At 43.7% G+C, this 19807-nt stretch carries 22 protein-coding genes; 2 read left to right on the top strand and 20 right to left on the bottom strand.

Going from position 1 to position 19807, the window contains the following annotated elements; genetic code table 11:
- Positions 1–10 precede the first annotated feature (10 nt).
- Positions 11–994: a hypothetical protein gene (locus tag M3M37_RS04890; protein WP_252794573.1), complete on the bottom strand. Its 984-nt coding sequence runs from the start codon at positions 992–994 to the stop codon at positions 11–13.
- Positions 995–1141: 147 nt separating this feature from the next.
- On the opposite strand from M3M37_RS04890, the gene M3M37_RS04895 reads away from it, so the two are divergent.
- On the top strand, positions 1142–2326 hold the full coding sequence (locus tag M3M37_RS04895) for an SAM-dependent methyltransferase (protein WP_252794574.1): 1185 nt from the start codon (positions 1142–1144) through the stop codon (positions 2324–2326).
- A 61-nt stretch (positions 2327–2387) separates the two neighbouring features.
- On the opposite strand, the gene M3M37_RS04900 is transcribed toward M3M37_RS04895, so the two are convergent.
- The 15 genes from M3M37_RS04900 to M3M37_RS04970 form a co-directional block, all read right to left on the bottom strand.
- A complete protein-coding gene (locus M3M37_RS04900; protein ID WP_252794576.1) occupies positions 2388–2720 on the bottom strand; it encodes an AzlD domain-containing protein in 333 nt (110 codons plus the stop codon).
- A gap of 17 nt (positions 2721–2737) precedes the next feature.
- Positions 2738–3502 (bottom strand): AzlC family ABC transporter permease, encoded by a 765-nt coding sequence (locus tag M3M37_RS04905; RefSeq protein ID WP_252794577.1) that lies wholly within the window; start codon positions 3500–3502, stop codon positions 2738–2740.
- A gap of 155 nt (positions 3503–3657) precedes the next feature.
- Positions 3658–4752: a sensor histidine kinase gene (locus tag M3M37_RS04910; RefSeq protein ID WP_420842981.1), complete on the bottom strand. Its 1095-nt coding sequence runs from the start codon at positions 4750–4752 to the stop codon at positions 3658–3660.
- Positions 4753–4819: 67 nt separating this feature from the next.
- Positions 4820–5506: a response regulator transcription factor gene (locus tag M3M37_RS04915; protein ID WP_252794581.1), complete on the bottom strand. Its 687-nt coding sequence runs from the start codon at positions 5504–5506 to the stop codon at positions 4820–4822.
- A 204-nt stretch (positions 5507–5710) separates the two neighbouring features.
- Complete coding sequence (locus tag M3M37_RS04920) at positions 5711–6628, bottom strand: FRG domain-containing protein (RefSeq protein WP_252794582.1); 918 nt, start codon at positions 6626–6628, stop codon at positions 5711–5713.
- Between the two features lie 91 nt (positions 6629–6719).
- Complete coding sequence (locus tag M3M37_RS04925) at positions 6720–7451, bottom strand: DUF1129 family protein (RefSeq protein ID WP_252794583.1); 732 nt, start codon at positions 7449–7451, stop codon at positions 6720–6722.
- Between the two features lie 8 nt (positions 7452–7459).
- The gene (gene ychF, locus M3M37_RS04930; protein ID WP_252794584.1) at positions 7460–8557 is read right to left on the bottom strand and encodes a redox-regulated ATPase YchF; all 1098 of its coding nucleotides are present in this window, start codon (positions 8555–8557) and stop codon (positions 7460–7462) included.
- 15 nt (positions 8558–8572) lie between these two features.
- Positions 8573–8761, bottom strand: a complete 189-nt coding sequence (locus tag M3M37_RS04935) for a DUF951 domain-containing protein (RefSeq protein ID WP_252794585.1) — start codon at positions 8759–8761, stop codon at positions 8573–8575.
- A 12-nt stretch (positions 8762–8773) separates the two neighbouring features.
- Positions 8774–9661, bottom strand: coding sequence for a ParB/RepB/Spo0J family partition protein (locus M3M37_RS04940; RefSeq protein WP_252794586.1), 888 nt, complete (start codon positions 9659–9661; stop codon positions 8774–8776).
- Entirely contained in the window at positions 9651–10418 is a 768-nt protein-coding gene (locus M3M37_RS04945; RefSeq protein WP_252794587.1) for a ParA family protein, read from the bottom strand. Before M3M37_RS04945 ends, M3M37_RS04940 begins: the two co-directional genes overlap by 11 nt.
- Positions 10419–10437: 19 nt before the next feature.
- Positions 10438–11160 (bottom strand): 16S rRNA (guanine(527)-N(7))-methyltransferase RsmG, encoded by a 723-nt coding sequence (gene rsmG / locus M3M37_RS04950; protein WP_252794588.1) that lies wholly within the window; start codon positions 11158–11160, stop codon positions 10438–10440.
- Between the two features lie 183 nt (positions 11161–11343).
- On the bottom strand, positions 11344–12258 hold the full coding sequence (gene rihC / locus M3M37_RS04955; protein WP_252794590.1) for a ribonucleoside hydrolase RihC: 915 nt from the start codon (positions 12256–12258) through the stop codon (positions 11344–11346).
- Complete coding sequence (locus M3M37_RS04960) at positions 12258–12650, bottom strand: tautomerase family protein (RefSeq protein WP_252794592.1); 393 nt, start codon at positions 12648–12650, stop codon at positions 12258–12260. Before M3M37_RS04960 ends, rihC begins: the two co-directional genes overlap by 1 nt.
- Positions 12651–12793: 143 nt before the next feature.
- On the bottom strand, positions 12794–14053 hold the full coding sequence (locus tag M3M37_RS04965) for a NupC/NupG family nucleoside CNT transporter (protein ID WP_252794594.1): 1260 nt from the start codon (positions 14051–14053) through the stop codon (positions 12794–12796).
- A 29-nt stretch (positions 14054–14082) separates the two neighbouring features.
- On the bottom strand, positions 14083–14907 hold the full coding sequence (locus M3M37_RS04970) for a phosphopentomutase (protein ID WP_252794596.1): 825 nt from the start codon (positions 14905–14907) through the stop codon (positions 14083–14085).
- A 120-nt stretch (positions 14908–15027) separates the two neighbouring features.
- Here M3M37_RS04970 and M3M37_RS04975 point away from each other — a divergent pair, with 120 nt between their 5' ends.
- Positions 15028–15645, top strand: a complete 618-nt coding sequence (locus tag M3M37_RS04975) for an SGNH/GDSL hydrolase family protein (protein WP_252794598.1) — start codon at positions 15028–15030, stop codon at positions 15643–15645.
- Positions 15646–15676: 31 nt separating this feature from the next.
- On the opposite strand, the gene M3M37_RS04980 is transcribed toward M3M37_RS04975, so the two are convergent.
- The 4 genes from M3M37_RS04980 to pstB form a co-directional block, all read right to left on the bottom strand.
- The gene (locus M3M37_RS04980; RefSeq protein ID WP_252794600.1) at positions 15677–16900 is read right to left on the bottom strand and encodes a zinc ribbon domain-containing protein; all 1224 of its coding nucleotides are present in this window, start codon (positions 16898–16900) and stop codon (positions 15677–15679) included.
- Positions 16901–17039: 139 nt separating this feature from the next.
- Positions 17040–18122 carry a glycoside hydrolase family 73 protein gene (locus M3M37_RS04985; protein ID WP_252794601.1) on the bottom strand — a complete coding sequence of 361 codons (1083 nt, stop codon included), beginning with the start codon at positions 18120–18122 and terminating at the stop codon, positions 17040–17042.
- A gap of 214 nt (positions 18123–18336) precedes the next feature.
- The gene (phoU, locus tag M3M37_RS04990) at positions 18337–19014 is read right to left on the bottom strand and encodes a phosphate signaling complex protein PhoU (protein WP_252794603.1); all 678 of its coding nucleotides are present in this window, start codon (positions 19012–19014) and stop codon (positions 18337–18339) included.
- Between the two features lie 21 nt (positions 19015–19035).
- Positions 19036–19803: a phosphate ABC transporter ATP-binding protein PstB gene (gene pstB / locus M3M37_RS04995; protein ID WP_252794605.1), complete on the bottom strand. Its 768-nt coding sequence runs from the start codon at positions 19801–19803 to the stop codon at positions 19036–19038.
- Positions 19804–19807: the final 4 nt, after the last annotated feature.

Consider the following 19807-nt stretch of genomic DNA (forward strand, 5'->3'; position numbering starts at 1 on the left):
TAGTTGTTGATTAGTTAAACCGGTTTGAGTATTCGCCTGGGTTCGTGTAAACGTTGTAAGGATCGTTGTTAGTATTGTAATCATTTGGGTTCGTGGTAGTTTGATTTCCAGAATTAGCTCCATTCGTCACGTTCGAGCTGTTACTGGTGTTCTGGTTTTGACCGGTGTTAGGGTCCACAAATCGATTAGCATATTCACCTGGGTTTGTGTAAACGTTCAAACTATTGGGATCCGTTTGACCCGTTGCTTGTGATCCAGTTGCATTATTCGCTGCCTGGTTTTGCTTCTTAACTGCGGCTGCAGCTGAGTTAGGACTTTGGGCGTTGGCTTTCACAGCCGCCTGAGTTGAACTAACTTGGTTAACCGCCTGGGTAACCTCTGGACTTTGTTGGGCGTCCATGGCAGAAGCCTTCTTTTCAGAAGTGTTCATCTTCTTTAAAGCCTTGTCGTTGGACTTTTTTAAGTCCTTAGCTTGTTGCTTAATGTCTGAATAATAACTTTGGTTAATCACGTGAGCAGTTAAAATTCCCTGCAACGTTTGGTTGGATGCATCATATTTCTTATCGTTATGTTGCCGAACTGCTTCTTTGTAAATCTTCTTGAACAATCCGTCATTTTTAATCACTTCGTCGGTAGTCTTAACTTTGGCTTCGGCTCGTTTAACCATCACATTCGAACCGTCTTTTTCGTTCTTAACGGCGGAATATGATTTCTTGGCGTTCTTAAACTGCTTATCCTTCATCTGGGTGTTACCATCAATGAAGTGTTGCGTTTGGTTTAATAACGCGTTGGCTTCCTTAGAGCTGGGCTTTTTATCAACGGCAGCTTGAAAGTCATCCTTGGCTTTGGAATAATTAGAATCTTGCAAAGCCGTCTTTCCATCACTCAGTTGACTAGCATAAGCTTGGGTTCCATTGGAATGACTAGCATACATCCAGCCTCCAAACACGGCAACGATCACAACAATGATGATGCCCCAAATCCATTTCTTCATTAAAATTACCTCCATAAAAATTCTTTTGCATCCGTGGACTCATTATAACATAGATGGAAAATGGATTTTTATCTACCACATTAGTTACGGAAAAAAAGAAAAAAGCATATAATTAAACTGAATTTACGGAAAAGTGAGGTAGCATCTATGTTAGAAAAAGTATTTTACAACGAATTCCTGAAACGGAGTTTTGCCGAACCCTTGGAAGTCACCTTTTGGGACGGAAAAACTAAGAAGTACGGATCGGGAACTCCGAAGGCTCACATCACCATCCACAAGCCGATTCCAATTCGAGAAGTGAAGAAAAACGCCTCCATTGCGCTGGGAGAAGCTTACATGGACGGCACGATTGAGATTGATGGAAACCTGGAAGACCTCATTACCTCAGCCTACCAAGCTGCTGACAGTTTCTTTCGTAACAAAAGATTCATCAAGTTCTTACCCAAGGCATCTCATTCTGAATCGGAAAGCAAAAAAGATGTGCAAGATCACTATGACATCGGGAATGACTTTTATCGGCTGTGGTTAGACAAGACGATGACCTATTCTTGTGCCTACTTTGAAAAACCAACTGATTCTCTGTACCAAGCACAGGAAAATAAGATTCATCACATCATTCAAAAATTAAATCCCCAACCTGGTCGAACTTTATTAGACATTGGTTGTGGCTGGGGAACCTTAATGTTAACGGCTGCTAAGGAGTATAACCTCCGCGTAACCGGTGTAACCTTGAGTCAGGAACAGTATGACTACGTTCAATCCCAAATCAAGAAGTATGGCCTGGAAAACCTCGCTGAAGTGCGCCTCGAAGACTACCGGGAATTACCGAAAGACGAGCAGTTCGACTACATTACCTCCGTCGGCATGTTTGAACACGTTGGTAAAGAAAATCTCAATGAGTATTTCCAAACCGTTTCCACGCACCTTGTGGATAACGGAACCGCTCTAATTCACGGAATTACTCGGCAACAAGGTGGAGCTGTCAACGGTTGGATTAACAAGTGGATTTTCCCCGGTGGTTACATCCCTGGTTTAACCGAAAACATTCAACACATTGTGGACAATGGCCTGCAGATTTATGACCTTGAATCATTGCGGCGCCATTACCAACGAACGTTGGAAGAATGGGATAAAAACTTTAACCGGGTTCGTCCAGAAGTTACCGAAATGTTTGACGAACAATTCGTCCGAATGTGGGACCTCTATCTCCAAGCTTGTGCTGCTTCCTTTAAATCAGGTAACATTGACGTAATACAATACCTGATTTCTAAAGGACCATCTGGGGCTTCATTACCAATGACTAGAGATTACATGGCCGAAAAAAACAACTAAATTCCAAACGAAAAAGGAGCTGAACATTCAGCTCCTTTTTTTGCTGTCATTTTTAATTTAACTAAAGTAGAAAGGTCAACCCAAAGACCAATGCTAATCCGATAATCACCGACAGTGCCATGGACCGAGTCCAAAAGGCCACGATAATTACCACGACACTCGCAATTAATTCCGGAACTGAATTAGCAACGGAAAAGGTATAGGTCTTAGTAATAAATAAGTCCTTCACCACCAACGACGTAAACAAACAAATCGGCACGAATTCCATCCATTCGTTGAACCACTTGGGAATCTTCCGTTTCCGAAAGAAGAATAAGGGGAAAAACCGCGGGACCAGTGCCACAAAGAAGCATAGTATTACCAACAGAAAATGTTGCATTCCGTTCCATTCCATAATCTTCGTCCTTCCGCTTATTCTTTGGGAGTTCCGGCTGGATTCTTAAACATCTTCACCAACCGACTCTTCTTTTGCTGTCTTCTGAGGTAATTATCCGCCACAAAGCCGATAAACGAAGCAGTTAAGGTCGCAAATACAAGCCCCAGGGTAGATTTAGTCAGTACCAAGAATAAAATGGCCAAACAAGCCGCTAACCCAGCAATGATAATCTTCAAAAAGCTCTTCACCTGCATCACAATCATGAAGAGGAATAAGGCCGTTAACGCAAAGTGAACCACAGTTAGATCAATTGAGATGGCCGTTCCTACTAAGCTTCCCACTAAATTACTAACCGTCCAAAACAGGAGTGACCAGTGTTCAATTTGGAGCGCGTCTCGTTGGGTAAAATCTTTATCGGTCGAAAACTTCAGGTAGTTAACGGCGTAGTTTTCGTCATTCATGGATCCCGCAAAGAAAAGTAAGAACCAGGTACTTTGGCCTCGCAAATACTTAGATAAACTGGATCCCAGCAACGCATACCGGAGTTCCAAAAAGAACAACATTAACACAATCGTTAATAGCGGAGAATTAATGGTCAACATTGAAGCAATCAAAAATTGCGCTCCGCCCGAAAACACGAGTAACGACACCAAAATTGTATTAAACGTATTAAAACCGGCAGCATGTAATAAAATTCCGCAAGCAATTCCAATCGGAATATAGCTAATGTCTAACGGAAAGGACGTCCGAAAGTTTTTCCGCCAGTTGGGTTCATTGGGGTTTGGTACCACTTTAGTCAATTGAAATCCTCCAAATAATGATTTCATCGTAGTCTGTTTTTTGCACCGTACATTTCATTATATTGGATTTAGATTGAATAAAAAACCATTTTCCCGATTTTTTTCTAGATTTCACGCTTTTTTCGCCCTTTACAAAAAAAACTAGCTAAAAAAGCTTAGCTAGTTTGTGGGGTTGATTTTAGCGGCAATGTGAACGTAAACGTGGTCCACTTACTATTGGACTCAGCCTGAATCGTGCCCCCCTGATTATTAATAATTTCTCGAACAATGGCCAAACCCAGTCCACTTCCCCCAGTTTCCACGTTTCGCGACAATTCCTCACGGTAAAACCGGTCAAAAATCTTGTGGATTACCTTCTTTGGAATCGACTTCCCGTCGTTGGCCACCTGAAAGGTCACTGTGTTTGGGTCTTCCTGGTTCGCCGTTAGCCAAATTTGGTGCCCATCGTTCCCGTATTTTAAAGCATTCATAATCAAATTATTGAATACCCGACCCAGCATTTCTGCATTGGCTGCCATGGTCACATCCGTTTCTAACGGTCGCACCCGAATTTCCATTCCCCGCTTCTGCGCCTCTAGGGCAAAGGATGTTTCTAACTGGGTTAGCAATTGGTTCACGTCAATCTGGTTAATCTCTAATCGTTGCTCGCCAATATTATTGGCCTTGGTGTATTCAAACAGACGATCCACCAATTTTTTCATTTGTTGCGACTTTTGGTAAGCAATGTGGCAATACTTACGCAGTTCTTCATCGTTTTGGTACTGATGATCCTCAATTAACCCCAGATAGCCAATGATGGAAGTCAATGGTGTTCGCAGATCGTGGCTGACACTCGTAACCAAATCGTCCTTCGATTTTTCAATCCGGCGTTCCTCATCTAGGGACTGAATCACGTTATCAACCAACGTATTGACGCTATTCACCACCCGCTCATTATCACCCGTGAGGCGAAACGAAATCCGATGATCAAAATGTCCGTCTGAAATATAGTGGAGTTCATCAATAATTCGACTAATCTGAATTCGCCGGTAAACCCGGATAATCCGCCACCATACCACCACGGCATCAAACAGTAGCATTAAAATCCAAAAGAGCCCTTCCCAGCTTAAAAAATGCTGATGCCACGGACCAAAGGTAATCGATTGCTTAATGATAAAAATTCCATCCGTAACCCCTTGATTGGTCCGGATGAAATTAGTCAGAATGTTGCCAATCGCAATGTTAGCCAACAGCAACAACACAATCGTCATTGCAGTTTCAAACCACAGTTCGTTTTTTTCTCGATTGGTTAGTTTAAAATCCTCGTTTCTCTTCCGCTTAACCTTCAACCTTGTATCCTACTCCCCACACCGTTTTAATGACGTCTTGGCCATTCGTTGCTTCTTCAATTTTATCTCGCAGGTGACTCATGTGTACCATCACAGTTTTCGCGGAGATTACGCTCTCCTGCTTCCACACTCGTTCAAAAATTTCATCGGCAGAAAAGATCCGGTTCGGATGGCTGGCTAGCAGGTACAGAATCCCAAACTCAATTGCCGTTAGTTGAATCTTCTTACCCGTGTCGGTTACCACTTCGTGCGAATCCCGGTTAATGGTTAGCATGTCCACGTGAATTTCATCTGGTTCCGACTTGGTCATGGCATTCTTACTCCGCCGCAACAGCGAGTGCACCCGTGCCATGACTTCCAACGGGTTAAACGGCTTTGTAACGTAGTCATCGGCTCCGGTGGTGAGTCCCTGAATCTTATCTAGATCTTCCGTCTTAGCAGACAACACAATAATCGGAATCTGAGAGTCTTTGCGGACCCGGTTAATCACATCAATCCCACTCATCCCTGGCATCATGATGTCTAAAATCATCAAACCAATGTCTGACTCCGTGTGCAATTTTGACAAAGCTTCTTCCCCGTCGTAAGCAGCGACCGGCTCGTAGCCTTCGTTTTTAATGTAAATCTCTAGTAATTGCGCAATTTCTTGATCATCATCGACCACTAATATTTTCATAATTAATCCTCTTCTTCATTCTTCTTTTTGTTTAGTTTATCAAATCCCACTCTAAAAAAAAGAATTTAGACCAAAGATAAGAAAAACTTAGCAAACTAAGTGGAAGATGTTTGCATAAAATCATTAGAAATATCATTGATGTTATATTAGTGTATATAAAAACTCCATAAATTTAATTAATATAAAATTTGTGAAGTATCAAAATTAATATTTATTAAATTTCTGAACTTTATTAAATAATTTTTCTAATAATCTACTTTTCTTATCTCGTAATCTATAAATATTATCTTGTGTATATCCAAATGTATTTAGATATTTTATCAAACCTTTCAATATGCTTTTATCATGAACATCAATCTTAGCTCTAATATTAGCTTTTTGTGTATTACCGTTTTCTGTTTGATACAAAACGTCTTTAAATTTTACGTTTTCAAAAATCTTTTTAGGACCATTAATGGTAAACTTTCCTGATTGAAAAGTTATCCTATCTGAAAAGTCTAAGTTTGATTCAATTGCTAAAGGTTGAATAAAAGAATTTTCAATTCCATGTTTCCCCTCTATTTTTTTCAATTCTTTTTTTATCGGCTTATTTAATTTTTTATTATTTTCATTGATTATTATGCTATCCATCACAATAGGTGAATTATAATTTAATAATTTTGGATTAGTTGCATATAAAACTGGACTACTATTATATTTATTCATATTTTTTAATGGATTAATCGCAAAAAATAACGCAACGGAGGGGTTAGTGGACCAATCTAAAAATGGCGTAGTAAGTCCATAGTGTTGTGCTAGCATTATTAACTGAATTCTAGTAAGCTTTAAATTTTTAATACTTTTATATTTCTTTTTTTTATTTATAATTTCAATAGCTTTATCAATTGATTTATTGAATGAAGTGGTTTCTCTTCTGATTATCCTAATTTCATCTTCATCTATTGGAATTCTTGAAGTTCTTGTTAATCCCGGTTCAATATCCCATTCATAAATTTTTTGTCCTCTAAACCATGTATATCCCATATCGTGCATTTTAATAGCAAATTGAATGAAACCATCTATACTATGAATTTCATATTCTACATTCTCTTCAATAGTCTCTAAATCATATTTTTTAACCATATATGCTCCTAAACATTTTAATAGTTATAAATAATATTATTGTATAACATTAAAAAAACGAACCTACATAGTAGGTCCGTTTTTTTAATAACTACTTACGTCCGGCAAAAATTCCACTGGTAATTTTGAAGCGAGAACGCATGTAAAGAATGGCAACCACTCCAATGGCTCCAATCACAATGTTGATAATCGGGTTAACCACTGGATTAATGATCCGTGGTAACAGGTTGGTTCCGTAAAAGACCAACATCCAGACTAAGAACAATAGCGCCATGATCCCGGCGCGCACGAACCAATTATGTTTGTGCTTCACATCGGGAGCAAAGAGTTGGGTGATAAACGGCATCCCTGCGCCGGCAACTAACGAGGAGAGGATGATACAAGTAATTCCCGCTGCGCCGGATTGTTGTGCCGAAGCCGGGGCCATTAATGCCATAATGCCGTACATAAAGTTGAATAAAATTAAGAACCACAAGAAATTGTAAGTGGCATCCGTTAGGTAACGTTCCTTAGTCATTGGGCCCGCTGGTTCCTTGGGGGGATTCAGGGTAATCTTCACCTTATCTGTGACCGTTCCGTATAGGTTCTTAGCCGTTGTTCCCCGCTTTTGTGCTGCAATAATTTCTTGCACCATTGTTTTAATCAATTCACTTTGTTTTTCCACTGGGTACTTGGTTTCTGCCAGTGCGGTACTAAATTTCACCATGTATTCTTCGTTGCGCTTGGTGAGACCCAGGTTAGCAAACTCTTCGTAGCGTTCCTTTTGACTGGAATGGCGGTGTTGCTGCACGTGAGCATTCCGCTTTTCGTTTTCAGTTGCCATAGTTCCTCCTATACGTTAAACCGGAAGTTGACGATGTCACCGTCTTGCATCACGTAATCTTTTCCTTCAATTCGTAACTTTCCGGCTTCCTTGACGGCTGTTTCACTTTCATATTTATCTAAGTCGGCGAATGACATGACTTCCGCCCGGATAAACCCCCGTTCAAAATCAGAGTGAATGATTCCTGCCGCTTGGGGAGCTTTGGTCCCTCGGAGGAAGGTCCAGGCTTTGGTTTCCTTGCCGCCGGCGGTAAAGAAGGTTTCCAAATCTAATAGTTTGTAGGCCGCCCGAATTAATTTGTCCAATCCCGGTTCAGTCACTCCTGCCGCTGCTAAGAATTCGGCCTTATCGTCGTCATCTAACTCTGCGATTTCTTCTTCGCTTTCAGCGGCAATCCCAATCGCCTGCGCATCGTGTTCGTTAGCGTACTTTTCTACGGCTTGGAAATACTGATCCTGTTCGGGATGCGCCATCGATTCATCGCTAATGTTGGCCACATACAGCACTGGTTTAGAAGTTAACAAGAACAATCCCTTTACAATTTTGGTTTCTTCTTCGTCAAAATCAATGTCGCGAACAGCGCCGTCGTTTTCAAGCACGGGTTTAATCTTGTTCAAGACGTCCAGTTCAGCCTGAGCTTCTTCGCTTCCCTTAGCAGCACGGGTTACCTTACCAATCCGTTTATTAACCGCTTCTAAATCAGCTAAGGTTAGTTCCAGGTTAATCGTTTCGATGTCGGCCACCGGATCCACCTTATCGGAGACGTGAGTAATGTTCGGGTCATCAAACGCCCGGACCACATGGACAATCGCGTCCACCTGGCGGATATTTTCTAAGAATTTGTTTCCCAGTCCTTCTCCGCGACTGGCTCCCTTAACAATTCCGGCAATGTCCGTAAATTCAAAGGTTGTGGGTACGACCTTTTTGGCCGGAATTAATGCTTGAATCCGGTCGAGCCGGTGATCTGGCACTTCAACCATCCCCACGTTGGGATCAATGGTGGCAAAGGGATAGTTCGCCATCTCGGCTCCCGCCTTGGTGATGGCGTTAAACAGGGTGGATTTCCCTACGTTGGGTAACCCGACAATTCCCGCTGTTAATGACATCTACATTACCTCTTTCTAATCTTCTACATGCTTTTCTACTACTTTTTTCATTCGTTTTTCAAACTGACGGCGGGGCATCATCACAATGTGGTCACATCCCTGACACTCTAATTTAATGTCAGCTCCCACCCGGATAATTTCCCAGCGGTTTACCCCACAGGGATGGGGCTTTTTCATTTCGACTACGTCATGTAACTCGTACATTGAAAATTCCTCCTAATCCAGGTGAACATCCAACAACGTTAAAATCCGGTTCAAATCATCGTTAGAGAGATAATCAATTTCAATCTTGCCACGCCCAGATTTCGGTCGACTCTCACTGATGGCTACTCGAGTTCCAAATTTATCCTGCAGCTGTTCTTCCCCAGCTCGTAAGTAGGGAGACTTGCGGTTGTGTTGTTTGGTTTTAGTCCGCGGAGCTTCCGTCTGGTTCAATTTTTCAATTTCTTTTTCTAACTGCCGCACCGTTAGCGTTTTTTCTACGGCTTGGTTCGCTAGTTTCACCAGCGCTTGTTTATTTTTCACCGCTAGCAAGGTTCGAGCTTGTCCCATTGATAGTTGACCCTTTTGTAGCATTTCCTTAACAGGGACCGGTAAGTTTAGCAACCGCAGGTAATTGGCAATGTACGGCCGGCTCTTGCCCAACCGTTTGGAAACCTGCGCCTGCGTCATGTCAAGGTTCGTCATCAACATCTCGTAGGCCTTGGCTTCTTCGAGCGGGTTTAAATCTTCCCGTTGAAGGTTTTCCATTACCGCAATTTCCATCATTTGGGCATCAGTGGCATCCCGAATGATGGCCGGAATGGTTGTCTTGCCTGCTGCTTTAGAAGCCCGAAAGCGTCGTTCGCCTGCTAAAATCTCATAACTAGTTTGGTGGGGATTGGGCTGACGCACAATGATAGGTTGAAAAACTCCAGACATTTTAATCGAATTAGTTAGGTCCTGGAGGGCATGTGGTTCAAATTTTTTGCGCGGTTGGTACGGATTCGGGTGTAACGTCGCTAAATCCAGTTGTTGCACCGCTTCGTCGTTTAAACTCAATTCGTTGCCATCAAAGAGCGCATCCAGTCCCCGGCCGAGCCCCTTACTGTTCTTACTTGTCATTGGCAGCCAATACCTCCTTGGTTAGTTCCAAATAAACCTGCGCTCCCTTAGAACGCGGGTCGTAATCAATAATGGGAAGGCCGTGACTCGGCGCCTCCGACAGGCGGACGTTCCGCGGAATAACGGTCTGGTAAACTTTTTCTTTAAAGAATTTTCGAACTTCTTCATTTACTTGGGTCCCTAAGTTGGTCCGAGCGTCATACATCGTTAGTAATACTCCCTCAATGTAAAGGTTCGGATTAAAGTGTTTTTGCACTAATTGGACCGTGTTTAATAACTGACTCAATCCCTCTAAAGCATAGTACTCACTCTGCACAGGAATCAGGATAGAATCGCTGGCTGTAAACGCATTAATCGTAATCAATCCTAGCGAGGGGGGACAATCAATTAACACAAAGTCGTATTGATCATCAACCGCTCCCAGGGCGTTTTTCAGCCGGGTTTCTCGAGCCATTTGGGGCGTCAATTCAATTTCTGCTCCAGATAGCTGGATGGTGGCCGGAACGATGTCTAAGCCCTCGTGTTGCGTTTGCATAATCACAGAGTCTAACGGTGCTTCGCTAACCAACACGTCATAAACGTCGTGTTGAATGGATTGCTTGCTAATCCCCACCCCACTGGTAGCGTTTCCTTGGGCATCGGAATCAACGATTAAAACCCGCTTGCCGGCACTCGCCAAATCAGCGCCTAGGTTTACAGCAGTAGTCGTTTTCCCGACCCCGCCCTTTTGGTTGGCTAAAGCAATAATATGTGCCATCTGGTAACCTCCTTGTTCGTTATTGAATCGGTTCTTTGTTAGGTGTTCCAGCTTTTCGGGGATACTTAATCGGAGTCTTTTTCACTTTCTTAATCACAATAATGTGGCGTTCCTCATCGTGAGGAAGCAACGTCAACGCTTCATCTTTCGTGACTTGACCACCAAGCACATGAATTGCTTTGGTGGCAGTGGTTAATTCTGCTTCAGCTTGAGCGCCCTTTAAGGCAATCAGTGCTCCCCCCACTTTAACCAGCGGTAAGCACAATTCGCTCATCACACTTAAGCGAGCCAGTGCTCGGGCCGTGGCATAGTCAAACTGTTCCCGATCTGGTGAGCGACGTCCCCCAAACTCTTCGGCGCGCGCGTGAACCAGGCGCACGTTGCTCAAGCCTAACTGGTCGACTAACTGCTGTAAGAAGACGATTCGTTTGTTTAACGAGTCGACAATGGTCACTTGCAGCTCCGGATTTAAAATTTTAAGTGGTAGCGACGGAAAGCCAGCTCCTGCCCCAACGTCAACTAATGTCGTTGCGTTTAGTATCCCCGGCACGTAAAAAGCTGGGGTTACCGAATCATAAAAGTGCTTTAAATATACATCTGGTTCGGCCGTGATCGTAGTTAAGTTAACCCGTTGGTTATAGTCAACTAACAGCCGGAAATAAGCTTGAAATTGCTGCATTTGCCGCGCACTCAAGGTGATTCCCTGCTTTGCTAAGGCCGCTTGAAACTCTTCTGGCGTCATTAATAACTCCTAACTACAGCCGGTTGAACGAAGTTGCTCAATCATTTCTCATTTGCGTAACTATCATCATATTATATATTATAACGAAAATCAGACGTTTTCGTGAGAAAGAATAAAATTTTGCAAAGAAAAAACAGAATCCAAGCGAATTCTGTTTTTTCAAATCTCATTCAGGCAAACTAATTAATCCATTTGCTCCACTTGCGCAATGAACCACCGGTTAAAAGCAGCCGCATCAATGTCAGTTCCCACTAGAGCGTTCGTTTGACCATCGTGGTAAGCACCACGGACGTCAGCAACCGTTTCCCCAATTGCTGGTCCATTCGTTTGAATGTCAATCCAATACGGCGTGGTGGTAACCGCTTCCGGATGTCGGAGGTAGAAAATGGTGTTGACATCATGCATTGCTACACCCGCAGCGTTCTGATCGCCATCACTAATGATAATGTCGTGTAACATTCGTCCAGCCCGATTCATGTGGTTGATTGTCTCCAGGGTTGGGGGCGTCAGTAATGCCTTCATGGTGACGTCTAATCCAATCATTACAATTGGGATTCCAGCCTGGTACATGATTTTAGCGGCATCAGGATCCGTAAAGACGTTAAATTCCGCCGCACTGGTCATATTCCCTCGACCTAGGGTTCCACCCATAGCAACAATTCGGTTAATGTGACTTTTGACCTCGGGGTACTGTGCCAACAGCAATCCAATGTTGGTATATGAACCAGTCGGTACCAATGTAATTGGTTCCGGGCTCTTCATAATGGATTCGTGTAAAGCGGCAACGGCCGATTGTGGCACTGGTTTTGTCGTTGGTTCGGGAAAATCATACCCCTGCATCCCCGACTCACCGTGAATCCGGGCAGCATCTTCAAACGGTTTTACCAACGGTTGCTCTGCTCCAGCAGCGACCGGAATCTGGTCGGCTTTGCCAAAGAATTCCAAAATCTTCAATGCATTATTAGTCGTCTTATCCACGGTTACGTTGCCCGCCACCGTTGTAATCAATTGTACGTCTAAGTCAGGATGATTAATCGCCACGGCCAGCGCCGCTGCGTCATCAATTCCCGGATCAGCATCGATGATAATTCGTTCCATTAGAGTTCCCCGTTTAGAAATTGTTGCTTTCCGTTTCCAAAGCTAAAGTCTTCAGCATGGTTAGTGGCAAAGACAATCATAATGTCTTCGGGTTTCATGCCCATTTCCTGCTGAAAGGCTGCTGCCATGTCTTGACAGTACTTTTTCTTTTGACCCATCGTCCGGGGAGTCGAGAGGATTTCAAACAACAAAACGTCATCCGTCCGTTCAATACCTAAGCCCGCGTCCATCAGTTTCATTTCGTAGGCTTCGTGTTGGGTCACAACTTGGAAACGATCATCCTCTGGAACGCCTAAATCTTTCCGCGTTAAATCGTATGACAGTTGCATCACCTTTTTAATCTCGTCCGGAGTTCTCCGCCCTTTTACCATATCAATGCGCATTAATGGCATTTTCTTCACATCCCATCTCTTAATTTACTTCTATTCTAGCATAGCTCAACCAGGTTCTTTGCCTGCAAACCTTCTAAACCAAATAAAAAAAACGCCCCTGCCCTGCAGAGACGTTTTTCCTTAATTTAGAATTTAGTGGTCGATTACCAAACAAAGAGACCCACGATTCCAGCTGACATCAATGATACCAAGATTCCCGAAAGGAAGAGGTACAAAATGTTTTTGGAAACAAAGTCGTTTTTGTCCCGGCTCACGATTCCCTTCAAACAACCCACGATCATGCCGACCGTACTGAAGTTTGCAAAGGAAGTTAAAAAGACCGTTAATTGTGCTTGGTAGTGCGGATTGAAGAAGTGGTGGTTGTTAATGTGGGGGGCAATTTGACCCATCACAACGAATTCATTCGTAACCAGCTTGGTTCCCATGAATTGGGCAAATTGGAAGGCGTGGTTGACGTCTAATCCCATTAACCAAGCAAATGGGAACATGATTACTCCCAGGATGTGTTCGAGGGATAACCACGGGTTAATCAGACCTAGTAACTTACTAATCAAAGCAGCCAAGGCCACAAAGGCAATCACGTTGGCCACGATAATCAGGATCAACTTTCCAGCTCCGAGGATGGAATCCCCTAAGAACGAGAAGAATGGTTCTTTGTGGGGTTTTTCGGGACGATCAGCCACCGTTTCTTCGGCCACTTGTTCGTCCGCCGTGGAACTACCCCCGATTTGATAGATCACGTCTTCACTCGGCGTCACTTGCACGGGGTTCAAAAGGTTCGTAATGATAATGGCGTTTAAAATGTTCAACGGAATGGCGGTCAGTACGTATTGCCCAGGAACCATCTGGGCGTAAGCACCTACCATGGCCGCCGTAATACATGACATAGACATCATGGCAATCGTCAAAACTCGCTTTGCGGAAATGTTTTTCAACTGTAAACTAGAAACCGCCATGGCTTCCGTGTTCCCTAAAAACATCATTTCAACGGCGTAGAACGATTCAAACTTCGGTTGTCCCGTTACGTAGGCCATTCCTCGGCCAATCCATTTAATACAGAAGGGCATAATCCCAAAGTACGTCAAGATATCAAACAACGGCACAATCATTAAGATTGGCATCAGAGCCGACGTAAAGAAGTTCATTTGTTTGACGTGCACCCAATCGGGAAAGGCAAAGGCGATTCCCGTGTAGGACACATTCACGAGCCACTGGAAACCGCCCGCGATGGCTTTAACCAGGTCCCGTCCGAGACTAAAGTTCGTCAGTAAATAAGCAACTACCAAGTTCAGCACCAGCACTACGATAATGGAGCGCCAGTTAATGTGCTTGTGATCCTTAGAAAAGAGGAATGCAATTCCCAAAAAGACTAACACTCCAATGATATTGACCAGTAGATACATGTTCAGATCCTTTCGTTATCCAGCAGCAATTAATCGACCGTTACTTGAGCTTCAGGGAGTAAGTTATGTTTGGGCGAGGCCACTAAATGTTGTAACCCTAGGGCGGCTAACACCGTCCCACCGACTTCACACACATACGGTTTTTCCAGAACATGATGAGGCTCTAAGTTCTGGTTGTAGAGCATGAACGGCAAAATCTTGTAGGTGGAAAAACCATCTTTAGACCGGTTATCACCAACCCGGCTAGAAACCACCATTAAGAGGTCATCAGAATGCAAACGTTCCAGTAACCGCTTTAGGTATTGATCGACTTCATTTAATGCATCCGTAAAGCCGTCAAAGTCATTTTCTTGAACGTGATTTTGCAAACTCGGAACCTGCAGATAAAAGAAGCCCGGAATTTCCTTGTCCAACTGGTGATTTAAAACCGCAAACGCATCGTGATCATTACCGACTTGGAGGTGTCTAGTGTGTTCTTGAGAAAAAAGATAACTCATAAACCGAGAAATAATCATCGAATTACTCTGTTTTCCCACTTCCTCAAATACGCTAGACACCCGATAGCTCAACGAGCAATCAAACATTTCTCGCAAACCCGAACAGGACTTGTTCACAATTGATCTGGTTCTAGTTAAGCCGTAAGTCGCAATCGGCCGCGCATCCGGATCATCATCGTTCGCAAAGTAGATGTTAAACAACCCCAACTTGTGAAACGTTGGCAACGCTGATTCCGATGATTGGTTCAAAACGTGAGTCAACAACGTATCATTATCTGAATTGTGTTGAGCAGACTCATTATCGGAACGCATTCCTAAGGAAGCCAAATCAACTAGTACCACTCGCTTATAACTCACTTGCTCACCCTCCATAAAGTAATCATCTTATGCTTAATAATAACTTAATTTTTCTGCCCGAGCAATAAGGAAATCTTCGGATTATGTTACGATATAGTCATTGAATTGGAGGTAATTACAATGAAAAAAAAGCGGTTAATCATGCTTGGTGACTCAATCACAAACGGTTTTGACGGCTACCGGGACCTTTCTCACAATCTTTCGTATTATCTGCAACAATTACTGCCAGAGTGGCAAATTGAAAACTGTGGGGTAAACGCTGGTTCTATCATTGGTAATACCGAACGAGACCTGACCTTCCAAGTTGAAAGTCATGATTTTTCCAACTATCAATTAGCCACCGTCTTCTTTGGTACCAATGACTTTGCTCATTCAGAGGCTACCCTAACCACGGTGGCCGCTGGACTCCAACACAATCTGACCCAAATGCAACAGGCTAACCCGCAGCTTAAAACGGTGGGTATTTTACCGCTCCCACGCTTTGATGGTGGAGTCGACAATCAAAATATCGAAGGAATGGGTCAGTACACGCTTGCTGATTTGGACCAAAAACTCCGGTCCGTTTATCAATCCATGGAGATTCCCGTCTTAGACTGGCAAAAAGTGGCCCCCCATCTAGTAACCATAAACAACTACCGCACGACTTTAGGTGACCACCGCCTGCATCCTAACGCTGCTACCTATCAATTGATGGCAGACGTCCTCTTTCACTTCCTGCAAAAGCAGCACCTCATTTAAAAAAGCATTCGCGTTTGCGAATGCTTTTTGTTTATTGCACCGATTGGTTGGTTTGAATTTGAAGGGGTTGCCCGTTTCCGGTTCCCACGTGAGCTTGATACCGGTTATCAAAAGTACCAAGGGTGTTATTAATCTTGACGTCACTTTGAACCCGATAGGTAACTAAACTAGTGTCATCTCCGAGTGGTTGCACCTTTTCAACCTGCAGATGCAAAGTCCCAAACTGCAGGTGGCTTTGATGATTTTGGTTCACGAAAGCATTCAGGGTTTGGTAATCCGGATTCTTGGTTCCATCCTTGAAGTTCCCTGACACGTTTTGTTGATCCAAACTCTGGTTCAGATTAGTCGCATTTCCGACGTCCGTCCACAGGTTACTAAACAATTGAAACCCATCGTTCTTGCTAACGGCACTCGGGAAATTATAACTAATCAACTTGCCATCATCCTTCTTAGTAATGGTCTTTTTCTCGCTGACCACTTGATGTCCATCCACGTCCATTTGCAGCCAGGTGGTGGTCTGTTGCCCCAGGGGAACGTCCGTAACGGCCCCGGTTCCATCGTCCGCCACCGTTCCTACCTTGTCATTATTGACGAAGATTTGAGCGCCAGCAGGCCCCTTCACCCGAAACGACATCATTGCTAACGGAACGGTAACTTTTTCGTGTTCGTTGGCAAAAAAGCTGACCTGTTTAAACGTCGAAAGTTTCTTCCCATTCACGTCAGCAGTAATCTTAAGACTGTGAAATCCCGGAACCAACGGTGGTAATTGAATTTGACTATTCTCAGATGTTTGCCCGACGTCATGACCATCTAATTCGACTGTGGCGTTGGGAGCATTCGTTTGCACTATCGGCCGGATTTGATCAATCGCTAAGCGATAGTGGGGGAAAATCCAGAAGTACGTCCCCTTTTTCACGAGCCGGAAACCGTTGGGAGCAGAATTATTTTGGTCTAACTGGTCCTTTAGGATCGCCAATTCGTGCGGATGCTGTTGATAGTAATTAACCACCGGCCGCATAATCGAAGCATTTACCGCTCCCGGTTGACCACTAATCACCACATTGTCAGTAAAAGTTTGTTCCTGTTCGTTCAAAATTCCGCTCGTAATCCGGGCAACCTGCTGATCCTTTGCATAATAACGATAGCCTGTTAGTCCCAGACCTCCAACTACGGCTACCACCAGTAATAAAAATAAGTTTCGTTTCCAATGGGAACGATGGTGCGGTCGCAGTTGTCCGTTTTCCTGTTTTGCCATGAATTTACTCCTGTTTTTCCGGTGCGTTGTTTCAAGTTTACAACCATCCTACCATATAAATTGACCCCTCGGAACCTACGGACCCATGCTGCTAATTAAAAAAAGCGCCTGAATAATCAGACGCTAAAACGATTGAAACTTAATTGTCACTAGCAGTAGTAGGGTTCGCATTTGGCGAACTAGCTGCATTTTGTGGGTTAGACTTGTTCCCCACTGCCGTTGAATTAACTTGCTTTGTTTCATTAGATGATTGATTTTGCATAATTCCCTGTGGTAAATCTGATTGAGGTTGCGATACTGGCTTCAAATCTACCTTCTGGGTTTGCGGTTGATATGGGTCCCCAGTTACTGTAACAGGATTCCCTAACGTGGCATCGTTTGGATCTGCTTTTTCAGTTGGAACGTTCGAAGCCCCATGCGGATCAAATGCGACCACCTGTGGATCTCGATCCTTATCATCCCCAGTGTATTGTCCCACTGCGGAACTGTTATCAACGTTAGGCGCTGGCGTATAATCAGAAGGCGCCCCCTTGCTGTACGGGTCATTAGCTGCTCCTGGAGTTCCATTTGGAGTGGTATTGGTGCTAGCTCCCGAACCAACCGGTCCTTTGTAATCATCAGGAGCGTTAAAAGCCTCTTGATCGACCCGATCCAAATGGTTGTGTTGAATACAACTAATTAACGTTTGTGCGTAATCTGGTGCTGTCGCGTAACCATCTTCATGAAGGGCATTAGCAACTGAAACGTAGTCTCTAACCCCAATTAAATTGGCATAGCGACTATTGTTCCGTAAAAAGTCCCCATAATCTTGGATACTAGTCGACCAGTCAGGATAAGATCGGAAAGAATCTGTAATAGTTACATATCCGCCACCAGAAAATTCTTGGGTGGGAAGGAAAACCGCTTGACCATTCCACGCTCCCTTAATTCCAAACAAATTGTGGTTTTGTGCAGCTAATGATGATGAACCCCAGCCACTTTCAATGATTGCTTGAGCAATGGCTACGGATGGCAGTACTCCATATTGTTTCCAGGCCATAATGGCCCCAGGACGAACTTGATTAATAAAATCTCGTTGATTGGGAGCTAAATCGGAAAAATCATCTGTTTGGACTTGAGGGGTCGCTGGTTGTTCATCGGCGTGGACCGTCGGGTGATTTACAACGCTACCTGCCAACAATAGCGATGAAAACAACACCATGTGTAGTTTTAAGAATTTCATTAGCATGATCTCCTCTATCCAGATTGTGGACAGTCTTCGGTAATGTTTAGGTACACATTTAAATACGACAAAATCAATGATTTCGTCGTAACTGAAAAAATCTAGCTTTATTATAGCACATTTAAGCAATAAATATTTTAGATTATCTAAAAATTATCTTCCCATTTTCCAACTAAAAAAACGACTGCCGCAGCAATCGTTTTTGCATTACAAGTTATTCCGCATCAGCGTCACTGGCTTCTCCCAGTTCCACAATCTTACCGGTATCGCTATAAATTAAGTATTCGGCGAGGTTCACAATGTGATCCCCAATTCGTTCTAACAACCGAATTACCATCAAATAGCTGGAAGCAGCAACCGCTGTAGCAGGGTTTTCGAGAATCCCTTCGGTAATCGCCGTCCGGGTGTTGTGATAATATTCATCAATTCTACGATCTTCTTGAACAATCACTGGGGCAATTTCTGCATCAAAAGTAGTGTAAGCATCCAAAATTTCCTCTAACATCTTCCGGATGTGTTTAGTAATCTTAGCAATCACGATTTCAACGTCTGAAATCCGCGGATTACCCTTGGCCTGAAGGGTTTCTCTGGCAATGTTAACCGCATTATCCCCAATCCGTTCTAGGTCCGTGCTTGACTTTAAATAGCTAATGATGATGCGAAAGTCCCGCGCCACCGGCTGTTGGAGTGCAATTAGATTCATTGCATCCGTTTCCAGTTGAGTTTCGTTGCCATTCACTTCGTTATCGCCGTCAATTACTTGATGCGCTAGCTCTACGTCGTGATCAATGTAAGACTTCGTTGATTGATAAATTTGTTCGCTAACGTCCACGCCCATGTCCGTAAACCCCTGGCGGAGCTTTGCTAGTCGATCGTCAAATGTATTTGCCATGGTTAATTCCTCCTCTGCTGCTTAGCCAAATTTACCGTTTAAGTAGTCACTGGTTTCCTGTTTTTCCGGGTTCAAGAAGATGTGCTTGGTTTTACCGGTTTCGACTAGTTTACCATTTAGCATGAAGGCCGTTCGATCCGAAATCCGGGAAGCCTGCTGCATGCTGTGGGTCACAATGATAATTGTATACTGGTCCTTAATTTTCAAAAGGGTTTCTTCAATTTCGGCACTAGAGATTGGATCCAATGCACTCGTCGGTTCATCTAGTAAAATCACTTCGGGGCGCACCGCCAGTAGCCGGGCAATACAGATTCGTTGCTGCTGTCCTCCAGAAAAGGATAACGCATCTTTATTTAAGTCATCCTTAACTTCTTCCCAGACGGCCGCCTGACGTAAACTAGCTTCCACCCGTTCGTCTAACATCTTTTTATCCTTAATCCCTTGCACCCGCAAACCATAAGCCACGTTGTCATAAACGGAAAAGGGAAATGGATTGGGTTGTTGAAACACCATTCCCACCTGTTTGCGCAACGCTACCACGTCTTGTTTGGGGCTATAAATATCTTGCCCATCGAGCCGGAAACTCCCCGTGATGGAAACCCCATCCACCAAATCATTCATCCGGTTAATGCAGCGCAGGTAGGTTGATTTTCCACACCCGGAAGGTCCAATTAGTGCGGTAATTTCGTGCTGATTAAAATCCAAGTTGATCCCATGAAGGGCTTCGTGTTCTCCATAGTACAACCGCACGTCGTTGGTAGTTAAAAGCGGTTCTTTCGTGGTTGCCATGTGC

Origin of the sequence: Fructilactobacillus carniphilus (assembly GCF_024029675.1) — a bacterium.
GTDB lineage: Bacteria > Bacillota > Bacilli > Lactobacillales > Lactobacillaceae > Fructilactobacillus > Fructilactobacillus carniphilus.